The 17,893-nt window shown below is 72.5% G+C and carries 19 protein-coding genes and 2 pseudogenes; 14 read left to right on the top strand and 7 right to left on the bottom strand.

Translation table 11 applies throughout. The annotated features are described in order from the left end of the window. The first annotated feature begins 10 nt into the window (after positions 1–10). From ACFPLC_RS31925 to ACFPLC_RS31895, 7 genes are all read left to right on the top strand, one after another. The gene (locus ACFPLC_RS31925) at positions 11–1,537 is read left to right on the top strand and encodes an acyl-CoA synthetase (protein ID WP_378192331.1); all 1,527 of its coding nucleotides are present in this window, start codon (positions 11–13) and stop codon (positions 1,535–1,537) included. Then, the gene (locus ACFPLC_RS31920; protein ID WP_378192333.1) at positions 1,534–2,310 is read left to right on the top strand and encodes a crotonase/enoyl-CoA hydratase family protein; all 777 of its coding nucleotides are present in this window, start codon (positions 1,534–1,536) and stop codon (positions 2,308–2,310) included. The genes ACFPLC_RS31925 and ACFPLC_RS31920 overlap by 4 nt, the downstream gene beginning before the upstream one ends. Further along, positions 2,307–4,223, top strand: a complete 1,917-nt coding sequence (locus ACFPLC_RS31915; protein WP_378192334.1) for an acetoacetate--CoA ligase — start codon at positions 2,307–2,309, stop codon at positions 4,221–4,223. Before ACFPLC_RS31920 ends, ACFPLC_RS31915 begins: the two co-directional genes overlap by 4 nt. Next, the gene (locus tag ACFPLC_RS31910; RefSeq protein WP_378235993.1) at positions 4,220–5,113 is read left to right on the top strand and encodes a 3-hydroxyacyl-CoA dehydrogenase NAD-binding domain-containing protein; all 894 of its coding nucleotides are present in this window, start codon (positions 4,220–4,222) and stop codon (positions 5,111–5,113) included. The genes ACFPLC_RS31915 and ACFPLC_RS31910 overlap by 4 nt, the downstream gene beginning before the upstream one ends. 13 nt (positions 5,114–5,126) lie before the next feature. Beyond that, positions 5,127–5,993, top strand: coding sequence for a 4-hydroxyphenyl-beta-ketoacyl-CoA hydrolase (gene couO / locus ACFPLC_RS31905; protein ID WP_191316744.1), 867 nt, complete (start codon positions 5,127–5,129; stop codon positions 5,991–5,993). Between the two features lie 74 nt (positions 5,994–6,067). Beyond that, the gene (locus ACFPLC_RS31900; RefSeq protein ID WP_191316760.1) at positions 6,068–6,286 is read left to right on the top strand and encodes a DUF2188 domain-containing protein; all 219 of its coding nucleotides are present in this window, start codon (positions 6,068–6,070) and stop codon (positions 6,284–6,286) included. Positions 6,287–6,382: 96 nt separating this feature from the next. Then, entirely contained in the window at positions 6,383–7,114 is a 732-nt protein-coding gene (locus ACFPLC_RS31895) for a hypothetical protein (RefSeq protein WP_378192338.1), read from the top strand. A 70-nt stretch (positions 7,115–7,184) separates the two neighbouring features. Here ACFPLC_RS31895 and ACFPLC_RS31890 read toward each other — a convergent pair whose 3' ends face one another. Then, positions 7,185–7,910, bottom strand: coding sequence for an ATP-binding protein (locus ACFPLC_RS31890; protein ID WP_378192340.1), 726 nt, complete (start codon positions 7,908–7,910; stop codon positions 7,185–7,187). Between the two features lie 136 nt (positions 7,911–8,046). Between ACFPLC_RS31890 and ACFPLC_RS31885 the strand changes: the two are divergent. Then, positions 8,047–8,844: pseudogene (locus ACFPLC_RS31885) on the top strand (manganese catalase); the annotation flags it as partial. Between the two features lie 81 nt (positions 8,845–8,925). Next, positions 8,926–9,099 (top strand): annotated as a pseudogene (locus tag ACFPLC_RS31880) (DUF2188 domain-containing protein); the annotation flags it as partial. Between the two features lie 2 nt (positions 9,100–9,101). Here ACFPLC_RS31880 and ACFPLC_RS31875 read toward each other — a convergent pair. Next, entirely contained in the window at positions 9,102–9,260 is a 159-nt protein-coding gene (locus tag ACFPLC_RS31875) for a hypothetical protein (protein WP_378192342.1), read from the bottom strand. A gap of 147 nt (positions 9,261–9,407) precedes the next feature. Between ACFPLC_RS31875 and ACFPLC_RS31870 the strand changes: the two genes are divergently transcribed. Beyond that, entirely contained in the window at positions 9,408–9,854 is a 447-nt protein-coding gene (locus ACFPLC_RS31870) for a DUF4383 domain-containing protein (protein WP_191316739.1), read from the top strand. Positions 9,855–9,879: 25 nt separating this feature from the next. Here ACFPLC_RS31870 and ACFPLC_RS31865 read toward each other — a convergent pair whose 3' ends face one another. Then, on the bottom strand, positions 9,880–10,524 hold the full coding sequence (locus ACFPLC_RS31865) for a hypothetical protein (RefSeq protein WP_378192343.1): 645 nt from the start codon (positions 10,522–10,524) through the stop codon (positions 9,880–9,882). Between the two features lie 92 nt (positions 10,525–10,616). Between ACFPLC_RS31865 and ACFPLC_RS31860 the strand changes: the two genes are divergently transcribed. Further along, positions 10,617–11,276, top strand: a complete 660-nt coding sequence (locus ACFPLC_RS31860; protein WP_378236287.1) for an HAD family hydrolase — start codon at positions 10,617–10,619, stop codon at positions 11,274–11,276. On the opposite strand, the gene ACFPLC_RS31855 is transcribed toward ACFPLC_RS31860, so the two are convergent. Together ACFPLC_RS31855 and ACFPLC_RS31850 are read right to left on the bottom strand one after the other, a co-directional pair. Next, complete coding sequence (locus tag ACFPLC_RS31855) at positions 11,269–11,886, bottom strand: class I SAM-dependent methyltransferase (protein WP_378192345.1); 618 nt, start codon at positions 11,884–11,886, stop codon at positions 11,269–11,271. The two genes, ACFPLC_RS31860 and ACFPLC_RS31855, sit on opposite strands and share 8 nt — an antisense overlap. Before the next feature lie 25 nt (positions 11,887–11,911). Further along, positions 11,912–12,385: a carboxymuconolactone decarboxylase family protein gene (locus tag ACFPLC_RS31850; protein WP_378192347.1), complete on the bottom strand. Its 474-nt coding sequence runs from the start codon at positions 12,383–12,385 to the stop codon at positions 11,912–11,914. Between the two features lie 155 nt (positions 12,386–12,540). On the opposite strand from ACFPLC_RS31850, the gene ACFPLC_RS31845 reads away from it, so the two are divergent. Continuing rightward, complete coding sequence (locus ACFPLC_RS31845) at positions 12,541–13,419, top strand: RNA polymerase sigma-70 factor (RefSeq protein ID WP_378192348.1); 879 nt, start codon at positions 12,541–12,543, stop codon at positions 13,417–13,419. Position 13,420: 1 nt separating this feature from the next. On the opposite strand, the gene ACFPLC_RS31840 is transcribed toward ACFPLC_RS31845, so the two are convergent. After that, a complete protein-coding gene (locus ACFPLC_RS31840; protein WP_378192350.1) occupies positions 13,421–14,128 on the bottom strand; it encodes an alpha/beta fold hydrolase in 708 nt (235 codons plus the stop codon). A 122-nt stretch (positions 14,129–14,250) separates the two neighbouring features. Between ACFPLC_RS31840 and ACFPLC_RS31835 the strand changes: the two genes are divergently transcribed. Beyond that, a complete protein-coding gene (locus tag ACFPLC_RS31835) occupies positions 14,251–14,808 on the top strand; it encodes a TetR/AcrR family transcriptional regulator (protein WP_378192352.1) in 558 nt (185 codons plus the stop codon). 100 nt (positions 14,809–14,908) lie between these two features. Next, the gene (gene ligD, locus ACFPLC_RS31830; protein WP_378192354.1) at positions 14,909–16,897 is read left to right on the top strand and encodes a DNA ligase D; all 1,989 of its coding nucleotides are present in this window, start codon (positions 14,909–14,911) and stop codon (positions 16,895–16,897) included. A 3-nt stretch (positions 16,898–16,900) separates the two neighbouring features. Here ligD and ACFPLC_RS31825 read toward each other — a convergent pair whose 3' ends face one another. Then, entirely contained in the window at positions 16,901–17,815 is a 915-nt protein-coding gene (locus tag ACFPLC_RS31825) for a hypothetical protein (protein ID WP_378192356.1), read from the bottom strand. Between the last annotated feature and the right edge of the window lie 78 nt (positions 17,816–17,893).

The raw sequence follows: 17,893 nt of genomic DNA, 5'->3' as shown, positions 1-17,893 counted from the left end.
GGAGGCAGCGGTGAACCTCCCCGACTTCGGTCTGGGCAGCTGGCCCGCGCGGCGGGCGCGGATCAACCCGGCCCGCACCGCCCTGGTGCAGGCCGGCCGGTCGCTCACCTACGCCGAGCTCGCCGACCGGGTGGAAAGCCTCGCCGGGGCGCTGACCCGGCGAGGCGTGCGTCCGGGTGACCGGGTGGCCTACCTGGGCGTCAACGACATCACCGTGTTCGAGACGCTCTTCGCCACCGCCCGCTGCGGCGCGATCTTCGTCCCGCTCAACTACCGGCTCTCCCCGGCCGAGATCCGGTACATGCTCGCCGACAGCGGCGCCTCGGTCCTCGTGCACAGCGCGGACACCGCCGGCCTCGTGGCGGCGGCCGGCGGGCTCCCGGACGGCGTCGTCATCGCGACCGAGGAGGACTTCGAACCCGAGATCGCCGAGGGTGGACCCGCGCCGGACACCGAGGTGCGGCTCGATGATCCGTGCCTGCTGCTCTACACCTCGGGCACCACCGGACGGCCGAAGGCGGCGGTCCTCACCCACGGCAACCTGACCTGGAACACCGTCAACCAGCTCGCCCACCTCGACGTCCTGGGCACCGACAAGGCGTTGTGCATCGCGCCGCTGTTCCACTGCGTCGGGCTGGGCCAGATCACGCTGCCGACGCTGTTCAAGGGCGGCAGCGTCGAACCGGTGGCCAAGTTCGACCCGGGCACCATCCTCGCCCGGATCGGCGAAGCCGGGATCACCAGCTTTTCGGCGGTGCCGACGATGCTGGAGATGATGTGGCGGCACGAATCCTGGGACGCCACCGACCTCAGCTCACTGACGTGTGTGCTCTACGGCGGCTCCCCGGTGGCCGAACGCGTCGCGCAGGCGTGGCTCGACCGCGGCGTGAAGCTCCTGCAGGGCTACGGCATGACCGAGGCCGCCCCGGGCGTCTCGATGGCCACCCACGAGGGCACTCTCGACCACCCGGTCGCCGCCGGGGTGCCGCACTTCTTCACCGACGTGGCCGCGCTCGGCCCCGAGCTCACCCCGCAGCCGCTCGACGGGACCCCGGCCGAGCTGCTGGTGCGCGGCCCGCACGTCTTCGGGGGCTACTGGAACCGTCCCGAGGAGTCGAAGGCGAGCTTCGTCGAGGGCGGCTGGTTCCGCACCGGTGACGTCGTCCGCGTCGACGACGACGGCTGGGCGCACGTCGTCGACCGGGTCAAGGACATGATCATCTCCGGCGGGGAGAACGTGTACCCGGCCGAGATCGAAGCCGTCGCCGTCCGGCTCGACGAGGTCGACGCCTGCGCCGTGGTCGGCGTGCCCGACGAGCGCTGGGGCGAGGCCGGGGCGGCCTTCGTCGTGGTGCGGCCCGGGGCGCAGCTCGACGAACCGCGGTTCCGCGCCCACCTCGAACGGCACCTGGCCCGCTACAAGATCCCCAAGCACGTGCAGTTCACCGACACCCTGCCCCGCAACGCCACCGGCAAGATCCGCCGCGTCGAACTGCGCACGCTGGCCGCCGAAACCTTCACGAACGGATCCGCATGACCACCCCCCTCCTGCCCCCCTCGCTGCGCCTGGAGCTGCGGGACGACATCGCCGTGCTGTGGCTGGCCCGTCCCGAGAAGCGCAACGCCCTCGACGACGCGACCGTGCTCGGCCTCGAGACGTTCTTCGGCAGCCCGCCGCCGGGGGTCAAGGCCGTCGTGCTCGACGCCGTCGGCGACCACTTCTCCGCCGGGCTGGACCTGTCCGAGCTCACCGAGCGCGACGCGTTCGAGGGCCTGGAGCACTCGATGATGTGGCACCGCGCCTTCGAGCGGCTCGAACGCGGGCGGGTGCCGGTGGTCGCCGTGCTCAAGGGCGCGGTCGTCGGCGGCGGCCTGGAACTGGCGGCCGCGGCGCACATCCGCGTCGCCGAACCGTCGGCGTTCTACGCCCTGCCGGAGGGACAGCGCGGGCTGTTCGTCGGCGGCGGCGCGTCGGTGCGGGTGCCGCGGCTGATCGGGGCGCACCGGATGGCCGACATGATGCTCACCGGCCGCGTCCTCGACGCCGACGAGGGCCACGCCGCCGGGTTGTCGCACTACCGCGTGGACAACGGGCTGGAGCACGCGCTCGGCCTGGCCCGCAAGATCGCGGACAACTCGCCGATCACGAACTTCGCCGTCCTGCAGGCGCTGCCCCGCATCGCCGAGGCCAACCCGGCCGAGGGCTACCTGATGGAGGCGCTGATGGCCGCGGTCGCCAGTGGCAGCTCCGAAGCGAAGGAGAAGATGCAGGCGTTCCTCGAGAAGCGGGCCGGGAAGGTCGGCCGATGATCCTGCGCCCGGTCGCGCCCGACGTCCGCGAAACCACCGAGATCGGCCGGTACCTGCGGTGGCTGGAAACCCGCGGGCACGTCTTCGACGGCTACGCGGACCTGCACCGGTGGTCGGTCACCGATCTCGACGGCTTCTGGTCCTCGATCAAGGACTTCTTCGGCGTCCGGTTCCACTCCCCCGCCACCGCGGTCGTGCCCGACCGGACCATGCCGGGCACGACGTGGTTCCCCGGCGCGACCCTCAACTACGCCGAGCACGCCCTCGGCCACGGCCCGGACGACGCACCCGCGGTCATCGCCTACTCCCAGACGCGGGAGCGCACCGAGCTGACCTGGGCCCGGCTGCGCGACCAGGTCGCCCGCGCCCGCGCGGGGCTGGCCCGGCTCGGCGTCGGCCGCGGCGACCGCGTCGTGGCGTACCTGCCGAACATCCCCGAAGCGGTGGTCGCCTACCTCGCGGTCGCGAGCCTGGGCGCGATCTGGGCGTCCTGCGCGCCGGAGTTCGGCGCCCGGTCGGTGATCGACCGGTTCGGCCAGATCGAGCCGCGGGTGCTGCTGACGGTGTCCGGCTACCGCTACGGCGCCAAGGACGTCGACCGCCGCGCCGAGGTCGCCGAGATCCGCGCGGGCCTGCCGACCGCCGAGCACGTCGTGCACGTCCCCTACGGCGGCCACGACCTGCCCGGCACACTCGCCTGGAACGACCTGCTCACCGAAAGCGAGCCCGGCTTCGAACCGGTCGGCTTCGCGCACCCGCTGTGCGTGCTGTTCTCCTCCGGCACCACCGGAAAGCCCAAGGCGATCGTGCACGGCCACGGCGGGATCCTGCTGGAGCACCTGAAGAACCACGGCCTCAGCTGGGACCTGCGCCCGGGCGACCGGATGCTGTGGTTCTCCACCACCGCCTGGATGATGTGGAACGCGCTCGTCTCGGGGTTGCTCACCGGCACGTCGATCGTGCTGGTCGACGGCAACCCGCTGCACCCGGACCTGGCCTGGCAGTGGCGGCTGGCCGAACAGACGCGGGCAACGCTGATGGGCGCGAGCCCGGGATTCCTGATGGCGTGCCGGAAAGCGGGCCTCGACCCCGCCGCCGAGTACGACCTCTCCGCGCTGCGGCAGCTCGGCGCGGCCGGCAGCCCGCTGCCCGCCGAGGGCTTCCACTGGGTGCACGAGAAGTTCCCGGGCGTCCTGCTCAACGTCGGCAGCGGCGGCACGGACGTGTGCAGCGGGATCGTCCAGGGCAGCCCGCTGCAGCCGGTCGTGGCGGGCGAGATTTCCGGGCCCTGCCTGGGCGTCGACGCGCAGGCGTTCGACGAGCACGGAACCCCGGTGGTCGGCGAGCTGGGCGAGCTGGTGATCACCGCGCCGATGCCGTCGATGCCGGTGGGCTTCTGGGGCGACTCCGGGGAGCGTTATCGCGAGACGTACTTCTCGACCTATCCCGGCATCTGGCGGCATGGCGACTGGATCCGGTTCGGCCCCGAAGGCAGCTGCGTCATCGCCGGGCGATCGGACGCCACCCTCAACCGCGGCGGCGTCCGGCTGGGCACCGCCGAGTTCTACGCCGTGGTCGAGGAGCTGCCGGAGATCGAGGACTCCCTCGTCGTGCACCTCGAAGACCCCGCGGGCGGCAACGGCGACCTGCGGTTGTTCGTGGCGCTGCGGTCCGGCGCCGAACTCGACGACGGCTTGCGCGGCAAGATCACTTCGGCGTTGCGGACCGCGCTTTCGCCGCGGCACGTGCCGGACGCGATCACCGCCGTGCCGTCGATCCCCCGCAACCGCACCGGGAAGAAACTGGAGCTGCCGGTGAAGAAACTCCTGCTCGGCGCCCGCGTCGACGACGTCGTCGGCCGGGACGTCCTGGCCGATCCCACCGCGCTGGACCACTTCGGGGCGTCCGCATGACCACCGTCGCGGTCGTCGGCACCGGGGTGATCGGCGCGAGCTGGGCCGCTCTGTTCCTGGACCGGGGCCTGGACGTCATCGCCACCGATCCGGCGCCCGGGGCCGAAGAGCGGCTGCGGAGTGCGCTCGAAGGCACGCCGACGGACCGGCTGCGGTTCGTCGCCGACGCCGGCTCCGCCGCGGCGGAAGCCGATTTCGTCCAGGAGAACGGGCCGGAGCGCGAAGACGTGAAGCACGCGCTGTTCGCCGTCCTCGACGAGGCCGCGCGGCCGGACGTGGTCCTGGCGAGCAGCTCGTCCGGATTGCTGCCGAGCGTCATCGCCCGCGGCTGCCCGCACCACCCCGAGCGGGTCGTCGTCGGGCACCCGTTTAACCCGGCGCACCTCATCCCGCTCGTCGAGGTCGTGCCGGGCCGCGACACCGCGCCCGAGGTCGTCGAGCGGGCCATGGCGTTCTACACCTCGCTCGGGAAGCGGCCCATCCGCCTCGCGCAGGAGGTGCCGGGCCACGTCGCGAACCGGCTGCAGGCGGCGCTGTGGCAGGAGGCGTACTCGCTCGTCGAACGCGGCGTCGCGACGGTCGCCGACATCGACGCCGCCATCGCCAACGGGCCCGGCCTGCGCTGGGCCGTGCTCGGCCCGTTCGCCAACCAGCACCTCTCCGGCGGCGCGGGCGGGCTGGCACACGTCCTGCGCCACCTCGGCCCGCCGACCGAGCAGTGGTGGCGCGACCTCGGCCGGGTCCACCTGACGCCGGAGCTCGCCGAAACCCTCGTCGCCGGGGTCGACGCCGAACTGGCCGGCACCGATCCCGACCGGCTCGCCGCCGCCCGCGACGCCGTCCTCGACCGCCTGCTGGCCGCCAAGGCCGCGCAGCCCGACCTGCCCTGACCTGGAGCTCTTCGTGGACCTTTCCTCCCTGACCGCCATCGACGTCCACACGCACGTCGAGCAAGACGGCCACGGCTGCTTCGCCCTCGACCAGGAACTGCTGGACGCGTCGGAGAAGTACTTCCGCGCCGGCCAGGACCGCACGCCGACGGTCGCCGCGATCGCCGAGCACTACCGGGCGCGGAACATGGCCGCGGTCGTCTTCACGGTCGAAGCGCCGGCCGCGACCGGGCACCCCGCGCTTTCGAGCGAGGAGATCGCCGACGCGGCCGCCGAGCACGCGGACGTGCTCATCCCGTTCGGCTCGGTCGACCCGCACGCCGGCAAGGCCGCCGTGCTGCGCGCGCGGCGGCTGGTGGGCGAGCACGGCGTGCGCGGGTTCAAGTTCCACCCGAGCCTGCAGGCGTTCGAGCCCAACGACGTCCGGTACTACCCGCTCTACGAAGCCATCGCGGAGCTGGGCGTGCCGGCCCTGTTCCACACCGGGCAGACCGGCATCGGCGCCGGCCTGCCGGGCGGGCACGGCATCAAGCTGCGCTACTCGAACCCGATGCTGCTCGACGACGTCGCCGCCGACTTCCCGGACCTCACGGTGATCCTGGCGCACCCGTCGGTGCCGTGGCAGGACGAAGCGATCTCGGTCGCGACGCACAAGGCGAACGTGTACATCGACCTGTCGGGCTGGTCGCCGAAGTACTTCCCGCCGCAGCTGGTGCGCGCGGCCAACTCGCTGCTGAAGCGGAAAGTCCTGTTCGGGTCGGACTTCCCGGTGATCACCCCGGACCGCTGGCTCGCCGACTTCGCGGAACTGGACCTCAAGGACGAGGTGCGCCCGCTGATCCTCAAGGACAACGCCATCGAAGTACTCGGCCTGGCTTGAACGCCGGATAACGTTTGTCCGCTACGTCCCCGGGCATCCGCAGCCTTCCAGCACTCACGATGGGAGGCGGCGTCGTGGCCGAGGGTGACGTGCACACCTACTACGAAGACGGACTGTGGAAGAACCGCGTCGAAGGCGGCCGCCGGGCGTCCAACACCTCCCCCCGCCGCGTCGACGCCGTGCTGGCGGGGCGGCAGATCGCGCGGAAGCGCCGGGTCGGGCACTTCGTCCACACGCCGGAAGGCGAGGTCGAGACCGAGCGCGACTTCCGCCCCCGCCGCCCGGCGCAGTGAGCGTGGCGTCCGTCACGGCGCCTGTAACGGACCACTCGTCCAGGCGATAGCCCGTTCGTGTCCGGGGACGCCCCGGCCTTCACGAACGGACTACCCATGCCTCGCCTCCGCCTGGCCGCGCTCCTCACGGCCGGTTCCCTCGCCCTCGCCGGCTGCGCCGGCACCCCGGACACGCCCGCGCCGGTCGCGGCCGCCACCACGACGTCCGCGACGCCGACCGCTCCGGCGGCGCCGGCCCTCGACGCCGCCGAGGTGGGTTCGGCGATCTCCGCCGCCGCCAAGCAGGCCTCGGCCGTGCACGTCAAGGGCACGATGGCCCAGGACGGCAGCGCGGTGAACCTGGACCTGCAGCTCAACGCGGACAGCGCGAGCGGCACGGTGGTGAAGGACGGCCTCGAGATCCCGGTCGTGCGGGTCGGCGACAAGTACTACTTCAAGTTCACCGATTCGCTGGTCAAGCAGGCCGGTGTCCCGGCCGCGGCGGCCAAGCAGATCACCGGCAAGTGGGTGTCGTCGGCGGCCAAGATCGGCGCGGGCATCGCGGACGCGTTCAAGATGTTCCTCGACTACAAGTCGTTCACCCAGGGCGCGCTGGGCGAGCTGGAGAAGACGACGTTCAAGCCGGGCGAGCCGACGACCGTCGCGGGCACGCCGGCGCTGAGCTTCCCGAGCTCGGAAGGCACGGCCACGGTGGCGGCGGCCGAGCCGCACTACCTGCTGCGGATGTCCGACCCGAAGACCGGCGCGATGGAGTTCAGCGACTGGAACAAGCCGGCGACGGTCTCGGAACCGCCGGCCGCGGAGATCTACTCGGGCCCGGGTTCCTGACGGCTCAAGGCAGCGAAGGGCCGCCGCCGGGGCGCCGAACGCCCGGGCGGCGGCCCTTCGCCGGTTCCGCTCACGACCGGGCCAGCAGCGCCCACACCGTCTTCCCGCCGGAGCGGGACCGGCTGCTCCCCCACCGCTTCGCGACCTTGGTGATCATCCGCAGGCCCAGGCCCGCGGCGGCCAGGTCGAGGCCTTCCCGCAGCACCGCCGGCCGCCAGCTCTCGTCCGACACCGCCACGGACAGCGTCCCGCGGCGCAGCTCCAACCGCAGCCGGGGCGCCGAATCCGTGTGGCGCAACGTGTTCTCCACCAGCTCGGTCGCGATCAGCTCGGCGTCCTCGGCCAGCTCCGGCACCATCCACTCCGCGCAGACCCCGCGGACGAACCCGCGGGCGCGCGCCGACGTGCGTGGCGAACGGTCGAGCAGCCGGCCGGCCCGGCGCCGCGCCGGGCGGGCGAGAGCCGCCTCGGCCGCGGCCGCGTCCGGGTACACCGGCACGCCGCTCGCCGCGAGCACCGCGCGCTGTTCCGGGCGGCCGGTCACCAGGGCGAACGGGATCGCGGGCCAGTCACCGACGCGCAGGGCGACCAGGGCGAACACCCGGACCAGCGCCCGGTCGCGCAGTTCGAGGCGTTCGACGTCGATCAGCACGCCGTCCTCGGAGTCCGCCGCGAACTCCAGCAACCGGTCGCGCAGCTGGGAATACGTTGTCCGGTCCAGCACGCCGACGACCGACGCCTTGGCGAGGGCGCCGTGCCGGGGCACCAGCCACACCGAATTGTGCCGGGCGAGCACCGCTGACCACCTCCTCGACGACGATCAGACGGACGATCACTCGATCGGATAACCGGTCCGGAACCCGTCAAACACCGCGTTTTCCCGATTGACGCGGCCAATCGGGGGAACTCGGCGGGCTCGGAAGGGAGACGACGTGTTCCGTCACACGAAGCTGCTGCAGTTCGAAGCCAAGCCCGAAAAGCCCGACCCCGTCTACGCCCACAAGCTCCAGGAACTCATCGGCGGCGCCTTCGGTGAGATGACCGTGACGATGCAGTACCTGTTCCAAGGCTGGAACTGCCGCATCGAAGGCAAGTACAAAGACCTGATCATGGACACCGCGACCGAAGAAATCGGCCACGTCGAAATGCTCGCCACCATGGTCGCCCGGTTGCTGGAGGGCGCCCCCGCCACCGCCACCGCCGAAGCCGTCAAGGACCCGGTGATGGCGGCCATGATCGGCGGCATGGACGTCCAGCAGGCCATCGTCGCCGGTGGCGGCGCGCTCCCGGCCGACAGCAACGGCACCCCCTGGAACGGCAAATACATCATCGCCTCCGGCAACCTGCTGGCCGACTTCCGCGCCAACGCCGCCGCCGAAGCCCAAGGCCGGCTGCAGACCGCCCGCCTCTACAACATGACCGACGACCCCGGCGTCAAGGCCATGCTCCAGTTCAACCTCGCCCGCGACACCGTCCACCAGAAGCAGTGGCTCGCCGCCATCGAAGAACTCGAAGCCGACGGCCTCGAAGGCGACATCGCCCCCAGCGCCCTGCTCGACGAAGAAGACCAGACCCACAACCACACGATCTGGCACCTCTCCGACGGCCCCGACGGCGCCAAGGGCACCAGCTGGACCACCGACGCCGGCATCGAATACCTCATGGACCCCGAACCGCTCGGCGGCCCCGGCACCGCACCGAAGCCCGACCCCGCCCTCTTCGGCACCTACGGGACCGGTCCCGCCGAGACAGGGAGCGAGCCCACGTTCGAACCGGCCGACGGCGATGTCGAGACCTTCCACGACGGCTCGGTCTGGAAGAACAAGGTCGTCGGCAACACGCGGGCGTCCGGCAGCGCCGAGACGAAGTCCGACGCCGTCGCGGAGGGGCGCAGGCTCGCGATCAAGCGCGGCACGGCCCACTTCATCCACACGAAGGACGGCCGGATCGGCGAGCGCCGGACCTACCCGCGCGCCCGCTCCTGACCTCACGCCGAGGGCATGCCCCCGCGGTCGGCGTCCTTTTCGTCACTGTCGCCCGCGCGGGGCTCCTGGTCGCGGAACGTCGGCTCGGTGTGCTCGCCGGCGATGTCGGCGTCGTCTTCCATGCTCTCGGCCGTCACCGGGTCGATTTCGGGAGTGCTCATCTTTCCTCCGATCGGGCGAAACCCGGGCATACCCGGCGACCCCCGGCGTGAAACGCGTTTGCCCGCCCCGCCGCGGGGCATGCCGCCCGGCGGGTCCCCCGGCCGAGGGGCCTGCACACCGAATCGGAGGAAGCGACCATGTCATCGATGGAGACCGAGGTCCGGCGTACTCCGCGCCAGCTTCTCGCCGCGATCGTGGGAGTGGTTTTCCTGCTGGTCGGCGTGCTGGGGTTCATCCCCGGCGTGACGACGAACTACGACATGCTGACCTTTGCCGGGCACCACTCCGGCGCCCTGCTCCTGGGCATCTTCGCCGTTTCGATCCTGCACAACATCGTGCACCTGGCGTTCGGCGTCGCCGGGCTCGCCCTGGCGCGCACCGCGAGCGGCGCCCGGGCGTTCCTCGTCGGCGGCGGGGTGATCTACCTGGTCCTGTGGCTCTACGGCCTGGTGATCGACCACGGCAGCGCGGCCAACTTCGTCCCGGTGAACACCGCCGACAACTGGCTGCACCTCGGCCTGGGCATCGGGATGATCGCGCTCGGCCTCATCCCGCTGGGCGCCACGCGCAGCCCCATCGCCGACTCGCGGTGACCGGGCACCGGGCGGGGCGGCCGGATCACGACGGCCGCCCCGCCCGGCTCCCCGCGTAGGCCCGTTCCCGCACCCGCACCAGCCAGTCCGGCGCGAACTCCAGCCCACCGGGCCGGTTCAGCATCGGATCGAACGACGGCGCTTCCGCACCGGGTCCGGTCAACGTCAGCACCGCCGTGTCGGACCAGCGCCCGTCCGCACGACCGGTCCGGAACACGAACTCCCACGCCTGGGCCGCGCAGGCCGCTTCGAGCGACGCCTCGATCCGCGGTGACGACGCTTCCGCCCACGCCCCCAGCCAGACGAGCCGATCGCCGAGGCGGTACGGCACGAGGCTGCTGTAGGCCCCGCGCGTCCAGGCGGGCGCCGGCCGGGGCAGCATCCGGCCGAGGTGGCCACGGCCCGCCGTCGTCAGCAGGATGTCCCACGGCCCGCCGTCGCGGCCGGCACCGGGGATCCGCACCGCCAGCCCGAGCGCGTCCGGCATCCGCCCGGGCGTGCCGGCGCCCTTGGACAGCCGCGCGACGACGGGAACCGGCCCGGACGGCCACGGCAGGTCGTCGGCGACCGCCCGGAGCTCGCCGCGCAGCACCACACCCGCCGGGTGGAAGGCCGGGGCGCGCCGCAGGGCCGCCAGCCCGCGGAACCCCGCCGAGACGAGGCCGGTCATGTGTACGTCCCTTCGCGACGGGGTATTCGGAGCACCCCTCCCGATACCCGCGCCGGGCACCGGGAAACCCGCACCGACCCGAGGAGCCAGCCATCGCCACCGCGGTCCTGTTCGACGTCGACGGCACCCTCGTCGACTCCAACTACCTCCACGTCCACGCCTGGCGCCGGGCGTTCCACGCACTGGACCGGGACGTCGACTCCTGGCGCGTGCACCGCGCGATCGGCAAGGGTTCCGGCAAGCTGCTGACCACCCTGCTGGGTGAAGAAGACGCCGGCCGCATCGGCGACCGGGCCAAGGAGCTGCACAGCCGCTTCTACCTCGAGACGGCCGACCTGCTGCGGCCGTTCGACCGCGCTCCCGAGCTCGTCCGCGAGCTGGCCGGGCGCGGGGTGCGTGTCGTGCTGGCGACGTCGGCGAGCCCGGACGAGCTCGAGGCGCTGCGCAAGGTCCTCGACGTCGACGACGTGGTGACCGGCATCGTCTCCGGGGACGACGTGGAAGCGACCAAGCCCGACCCGGAGCCGGTGTTCGCCGCGCTCGAGAAGGCCGGGACCGCGCCGGAGGACACGATCTTCGTCGGCGACGCGGTCTGGGACGTCCACGCCGCCACGAAGGCCGGCGTGCGCACGGTCTCGGTGCTTTCCGGCGGCGTCGGCGCGGCGGAGCTGACCGACGCCGGCGCGGTGGCGGTCTACAGCGACGCCGCGACGCTGCTGAACCGGCTGGACGAAAGCGTGCTGATCAGCTGATCCGGCGGGCGACCAGCCGTTCGACCAGGCCGAGTTTGAACCGCTCGCGCTGTTCGACCGGCAGCCCCCGTGCCTCGACGAGCTTCAGCGGCCGGCGGCGGAAGTGCTCGCCGGCCAGGGGGACGCTCGCCAGCTCGAGCAGCCATTGCAGGCCCCGCACGACGCGCGACGACGACGTCACGTGGTCGACCAGGATCAGCCGGCCGCCCGGGCGCAGCACCCGCACCATCTCCCCGACCGCGGCCGCGGGATCGGGGATGGCGCAGAGGCCGAACGTGCACAGAACGGTGTCGAACGAGGCCTCGGCGAACGGCAGGTCGTGGGCGCTGCCCCGGCGGAAGGTCACCGGCCGGCCGAGCCGGGCGGCCCGGTCGCGGGCGATGGCGAGCATCCCCTCGCTGAGGTCGAGGCCGGTGAGCGTCACCTCCGCCGGGTAGCACGGCAGGTTCAGCCCGGTCCCGACCGCGACTTCGAGGACCTCGCCGGCGGCCCGGCCGCACGCCCACTCCCGCGAGTCGCCGAAGAGGCGGCGGTCCCAGACGCCCATCTCCGCGTCGTAGGTCGTGGACTTGCGGTCCCAGTACCGACGCCACCGCTCCGCCTTCGTCATGTCCCCCAGCGAAGCACGGACGGCGTCAGCCGAACATGCCCGGCTCGTAGGCGCCGCCCTTCTGGTGGACGATCACGGCGAGCCGGTTGGCCGAGTTCATCTGCGCGACCAGGGCGACCAGCGCGGCGATCCGGTCGTCGTCGTAGTGCTCGCGCACCCGGGCCCAGGTGTCGTCGGAGACACCGGGGGCGGCGTCGGCGATCCGGGTGCCCTCTTCGGCCAGGGCGAGGGCCGCCTGCTCGGCTTCGGTGAAGACCGTGGCCTCGCGCCAGGCCGCGACCAGGTTGATCCGCACGCCCGTCTCCCCGGCGGCCGCGAGCTCCTTCGTGTGGATGTCGACGCACCAGCCGCAGCCGTTGATCTGGCTGACGCGCAGCGACACCAGTTCCTGCGTGACCTTCTCCAGCGGTGACTGGATGATGGCCAGGCTCGCGGTGCCGAACCGCTTGGCGAACCTGGTGCCGATTTCGGTGGCGGTCAACGTGAACCGGGGTTCCATGGCTTCGTCCTCTCGTGGGTGCCTGCGAACGACCACGAGATGCCGGCGGCCCCCTGGCTCGTGACACCCTGGGCGGGTGACGGCGATCACTGTCACACCGCGGCGGTCGGCGGCATCTGGTGGAAAAGCCCGCGAACGGAACGAGGACGCATCCCATGGCCGACCCCGCCACCGAGGCCTTCGTCGCCCACCGGAACCTGCTGTTCACCGTCGCCTACCAGCTGCTCGGTTCGGCCGCCGACGCCGAAGACGTCCTGCAGGAGACCTGGCTGCGGTGGGTGGAGGTCGACCTCCACGCGGTGCGCGACCAGCGCGCGTACCTGGTCCGGATCACCGCCCGCCTGGCGTTGATGCGGCTGCGGGCGCTCGGCAGGCGCAAGGAGTCCTACGTCGGGCCGTGGCTGCCCGAGCCGCTGCTGACCACGCCCGACGTCGCCGAGGACGCCGAGCTGGCCGACAGCGTGTCGATGGCGATGCTGCTGGTGCTGGAGACGCTCGGGCCGGCCGAGCGGGCGGTCTTCGTGCTGCGCGAGGTGTTCGACCTCGGCTACGACGAGATAGCCGACGCCGTCGGTAAGAGCCCGGCCGCGGTGCGCCAGATCGCGCACCGGGCCCGGTCCCACGTCGCCGCGCGCCGGCCGCGCGGGACCGTCTCGCGGGCGGCGACCCGGGACGCCCTCGAAGCGTTCCGGCACGCCGTCGAAACCGGCGACCTGCGGAACCTGCTCGACGTCCTCGCGCCGGACGTCGTGTTCCTCGGCGACGGCGGCGGGGTCGTGCAGGCGGCGCCGGAGCCCGTCACCGGAGCGGGGGACGTCGCCCGCCTGCTCGCCGCCGGCCTGGGCAACCTCGCCGTGGGCACGCTCGAAGCCGCCCAGGTCAACGGCTACCCGGCGCTGATCCTCCGTCGCGACGGCCGGGCCGACACGGTCCTGGCGGCCCGCATCGACGACGGCCTCGTGACGGGCATCTACGCCGTGCGCAACCCCGAGAAGCTGTCCCGCCTCGACGAGGCGAGGACGCTCAGCCGCTGACTCACTCGACGCTCGCCGCGGCGGCGGCCAGGATCACCTCGGCGACCACCTCGGGCTGGGACACCGCGACCGCGTGCGAAGCGTCGATCCGGCGGACCGTCGACGACGCGCGCTCGGCCATGAACTCCTGCGCCTGGGCGGGGATCGCGTTGTCCTGGTTGGCCACCAGCGTCCACGACGGCAGCTTCGACCACGCCGGGGTGCCTTCGAACGGCGCGGCGAGGGCCTGCTGCGCGACCGGCCGCTGCGTCACCGCCATGATCGCGGCGGTGGCCGCGGGGACGTCGGCGGCGAAGACCTCGGCGAAGTCCCCGGGCTTGATCGACAGCTCGGGCTCGCCGTCGCGCTCGAGGACGTTCGTGGTCTCCGGGCCGAGCTTGGCGCCCGGGTAGCGGCCGGACAGCTCGAACACGCTCTCGCCCGCGTCCGGCTGGAACGCGGCGATGTAGACCAGGGCACGGACGTTCGGCGTCTCGGTGGCCGCGCGGGTGATCAGGGCACCGCCGTAGGAGTGACCGGCCAGGACGACCGGGCCTTCGACGCTGTCGACGACGTCCTTCACGTAGGCCGCGTCGGACTCGACACCCCGCAGCGGGTTCGCGACCGCGAGCACCGGATAGCCCTGTTCCTGCAGCTTCGCGACGACGCCGGTCCAGCTCGACGAGTCGGCGAACGCGCCGTGGACCAGGACGATGGTGGGCTTGCTCATGGCTGGCTCCTTCAGGGAGAACGATCGGTCTTTCTGCCGACTACTCTGACCCTTTCGGGCCGCCGTGGCAATGTGACGTAGCCGATCTGGCAGAACGATCGGTCTTTCTCTAAGCTGCGGGGATGAGGACTGCCGAGCCGCACCCGAAGGACCGGCTGCTCGCGACCGCCTCGCGGCTGTTCTACGCCGAAGGCATCCACGCCGTCGGGGTGGAACGCCTGGTCTCCGAGGCGGCCGTGACCCGGGCGACCTTCTACCGCCACTTCCCCACGAAGGACGACCTCGTCGCGGCCTACCTCGCCGAGACCAGCCGTCGGATCCGCGCCGCCGTCGACGCGGCGCGGGCCGGCAGGCCACCGCGCGAGGCGCTCGCCGAAACCATGGCGGTGGTCGGCGACGCGACCTGCGGAGAGGACTTCCGCGGCTGCCAGTTCCTCAACGCCGCCGCCGAGTACCCCGATCCCGCAAACCGGGTGCGCCAGGTCATCGAGGATCACCGGCAGTGGTTCTTCGGCGTCCTGCGCGAGCAGGCCGCCGAGCTGGGGCACCCGGAACCGGACCACGCGGCCCGCGTGCTCGTCCTGCTGCGCGACGGCGCCCTGCACGGCGGCGAACTCGACGACGCCGAGACGGTCCGCACCACCCTGCGCCGCGCCGTCGACGACTTCCTGCCCGCCTGAGCGGCGTGCCGAACAGGCGTTCACGCCGCTTTCACCTGCACAAACCCGGCTAATCTAGGCCGAACGGGTTACCTTGGGCACGAAGGTGACGGAGGTCGACATGGCGGCAGACGAGGCGTCGCTCGTCCCGGCCTGGCTGGAGCCGATGCTCGCCAAGGCCGACGGCGGACGGCTGCGCAGCGGCCCGGAGTGGGCCTACGAGTACAAACTGGACGGTTACCGGGCGGCGATGCGGATCGCCCCGGACGGCACGACCGTGCTCACCAGCCGCAACAACATCGACTTCACCGCGGAGTTCGCCGACCTCGAAGGCGTGCTCGCCCCCGCCCTCGACGGCCGCGCCGCCTACCTCGACGGCGAGGTCGTCGTCTACGGCGAAGACGGCCGGATCGACTTCGAGCGGATGCAGGAGCGCCGCGGCCGCTACGTCCGGCACCAGAGCGGGCCGAAGGGGCTGGAGTTCAAGGACGTCCCGGTCCGGTTCCTGGCCTTCGACCTGCTCCGGCTCGGGGACCGGAGCCTGCTGGGCCTGCCCTACGACGAGCGCCGGGCCCTGCTGGCCGAGCTGCCGATGCCCGATCCGTACCGCGTTTCGGTGGTCCGCGCGGTCACCTTCGACGAGCTCGCCGCCGACCGCCGCACACCCGCCGACTTCCTGGCCCACGCCGCGTCCGCCGGGTACGAGGGGGTCGTCGCGAAACTGCGTTCCTCGGCCTACCACCCCGGCCAGCGGCCGGACTCGTGGCTCAAGCACCCGCTGGTGCGGACGCAGGAGGTGATCGTCTGCGGCTGGCGCCCCGGCCAGCACAGCTTCACCGGCACCCTCGGCGGGCTGCTGCTCGGCGCGCACGACCCCGTCACCGGCGACCTGGTCTACATCGGCGACGTCGGCACCGGCTTCAGCCAGGCCACCCGCGCCGAGCTGCGGGCGCAGCTGGAGGCCATGGAGCGGCGCACGCACCCGTTCGTGACGACGCCGCCGCGCGAGGACACCGTCCGTGCCCGCTGGGTGGAGCCGCGGCTGGTGGGCGAGGTCGTCTACCGCCAGTTCACCCGCGGCGGCCGGGTCCGGCACACCGCCTGGCGGGGTCTGCGCCACGACAAGGACCCCGCCGACGTCCTCGCGCCCCGGGCGGTTCCGCAGGAACCCGCGGCTCCGCCGCCGACGGCACCTTCGCCGTCACCTTCGCCGGAGCCGGCGGGGCAGCGGATCACCGTCCAGGCCGGCCACCGGCGGCTCACCCTGTCCAATTTGGACAAGGTGCTGTACCCGGCGGACGGGTTCACCAAGGGCGAGGTGATCAACTACTACTCCCGCGTCGCGGAGGTGCTGCTGCCGCACCTCGCCGGGCGGCCGATCACGTTCATCCGCTACCCCAACGGTGTCGACGGCCAGAAGTGGTTCGAGAAGAACGTCCCCAAGGGCGCCCCGGCGTGGCTGCGCACGGTGCGCCTGGCCGGCACGGGCGGCACGATCGACTACCCGCTCCTGGACGACCTCCCGGGCTTGGTGTGGGCGGCGAACATGGCGGCGCTCGAGCTGCACGTTCCCCAGTGGACGGTCGAGTCGGGCACCCGCCGTCCCCCCGACCGGCTGGTGTTCGACCTGGACCCGGGCCCGGGAACGACGATCGTCGACTGCTGCCGGGTGGCCGAGCGCCTCCACGACGTCCTGGTGGCCGACGGGCTGACCCCGTACGCGAAAACGTCGGGCTCCAAGGGGATGCAGCTCTACTGCGGGATCCGGACGGACGACCCGGCGACCCCGTCGGCGTACGCCAAGCGGCTCGCCCAGCGCCTGGCGAAGGAGACACCGGAGTCGGTGACGGCGGTGATGGCGAAGGCCCAGCGCACGGGCCGGGTGTTCATCGACTGGAGCCAGAACAACCCGGCCAAGACGACGGTGGCCCCGTATTCCCTGCGCGGCCGCGACCACCCGACGGCCTCCACCCCGGTGACGTGGGACGAGGTCCGCGCCTGCCACAACGTCACGCGGCTGACGTTCACGGCGGACGAGGTCCTCGACCGGATCGAGGAGCACGGCGACCTGCTCGCCGGGGTGGCCAAGGACAGCGCACCGCTGCCGTGAGGGTCAGGCGCCCCCGAGAAACCGCTTGAACCGGCCGGCCAGCCCACCCGCCACCGGTTCGGGCGGCGGCGAGGTTTCCTTCGCCGGGCGGTGCTGCTGCGGTACGGGAGCTTCGGTTCCTTCGGCCCGGCGCGCGTGCTTCGGCTGCTGCGGAAGGTCGGAAGCCCGCGGTTCCGGAGCCCACGCCTGCGCCGGTTGTTCCTGTGCCCCAGGGGGAACCGCCTCATACGGTGTGCGGGAGTTCTCGGCCTCCGGCTGGGCCGCATGCCGCGCCGGTTGTTCATGCGCCACCGGGGAAACCGGCATGTACGGCATGCGAGAGTCCTCGGCCACCGGCGCAGGCGCGGCCACCTGCGGCGCCGATTGCTCCTGCGCCACCGGGGAAACCGGCACATACGGCTCGCGAGACTCCTCGCCCACCGGCGCAGGCGCGGCCACCTGCGGCGCCGATTGCTCCTGCACCACCGGCGAAACCGACTCATACGGTAAACCGGAGTACTCGACCTCCGGCGCAGGGGCGGCCGCCTGCGGCGCCGCCGGGACCTGATCCGGCACGCCGGTCACCCGCATTTCCCCCTGCGGCACCCCGGAAACCCCCGCCGCCGGAACCTCCTGCGGCGCACCCGGCTGATCCGCCACCGGCCGCGGCGCCGGGATCTCCCCCGCGATGCTCCCCGACTCCGGCACCGCCGCCTCTTCCCGCGGCAAGGCCGGCCGGGCCAGCATCTCCGGGGTGATCGCCGGGGTCATCAGCGGCGTGTGGGCCGCGTCCGCGTTCGGCGTGGCCGGTTCGCGGGCCGCCGGGTAGCGCGCCAGCGGGTCGTCGTCGACCGGTGTCCCGTCGGCGCGATGGCTCCGGAGGAGACCGCACACCCCCAGCAGCCCCAGCAAGCCCGCCAAGCCCCACCACACCGTCATGACCTTCCTCCGTTCCTCGGTTCCCGGATATCCGGCTCCCGGCCGGCCCAACCGAGCGCTACCCGGGTGGGTGACACG

Origin of the sequence: Amycolatopsis plumensis (genome assembly GCF_042652605.1) — a bacterium.
Classification (GTDB): Bacteria; Actinomycetota; Actinomycetes; order Mycobacteriales; family Pseudonocardiaceae; genus Amycolatopsis; species Amycolatopsis plumensis.
This window is presented reverse-complemented; position numbering and strand designations above follow the sequence as displayed.